Below are 664 nucleotides of genomic sequence, written 5' to 3'. Positions count from 1 at the left end.
AGCCAAGTTCATGAAAAGATCGAGACCAATAGCCAAACCAAAATCATAAAGCTCAAAGGAAAAATAATACATTACGCTATTTTTGATATAAAACAGACATTAGACAAGGCACAGCTTTATTCCGAAATATATGCATCTTCTAACAAAAAAGTTAAATACAGCTTCTTTTTTATTATCGTGAAGACTTTTTTTGCGTTCTTCCGATCATATATTTTAAAGCTGGGTATCACTTCTGGCTGGCGTGGCTTTGTTATTTCCTTTGGCGATGCAATCGGCGTTTTCTTCAAATATGCCAAGGTATACCAAAGGTCTGAGGCTAAAAAATGAAAGTGAGCTTAATAGTCACCACGTACAATTGGCCAGAGGCTCTAAAGCTTGTGCTTAAGAGTGCCTTAATGCAAGACTATCAAAACTATGAAATTATCATTGCGGATGATGGCTCCGATGAGAAAACAAAGCGATGCATTGAAGGATTCACTAAATTAAGTAATATTGTTATAAAGCATGCTTGGCATGAGGATATAGGCTTTCGGGCTGCCCAAATACGGAACAAGGCCGTTTCTATATCTGATGGAGAGTACCTTATCTTTCTTGACGGGGACTGTATTCTTCCTCATAGCTTTATCACAGATCATGTTCACCTATCTCAGCCAGGATTTTTCGT

1 protein-coding gene and 1 pseudogene are annotated in these 664 nt (G+C 37.8%); both read left to right on the top strand.

Going from position 1 to position 664, the window contains the following annotated elements:
- A pseudogene (locus tag MOY_RS17305) lies at positions 1-327 on the top strand (glycosyltransferase family 2 protein); the annotation flags it as partial.
- Positions 324-664, top strand: a 341-nt coding sequence (locus MOY_RS16365) for a glycosyltransferase (protein ID WP_009102095.1), incomplete at its 3' end; no start/stop codon positions are given. The pseudogene MOY_RS17305 and the gene MOY_RS16365, both read left to right, overlap by 4 nt.

Source organism: Halomonas sp. GFAJ-1, assembly GCF_000236625.2.
Classification (GTDB): domain Bacteria; phylum Pseudomonadota; class Gammaproteobacteria; order Pseudomonadales; family Halomonadaceae; genus Vreelandella.
The sequence above is the reverse complement of the archived record's forward strand: the minus strand, read 5'-3'. Positions and strand labels throughout refer to the sequence as shown.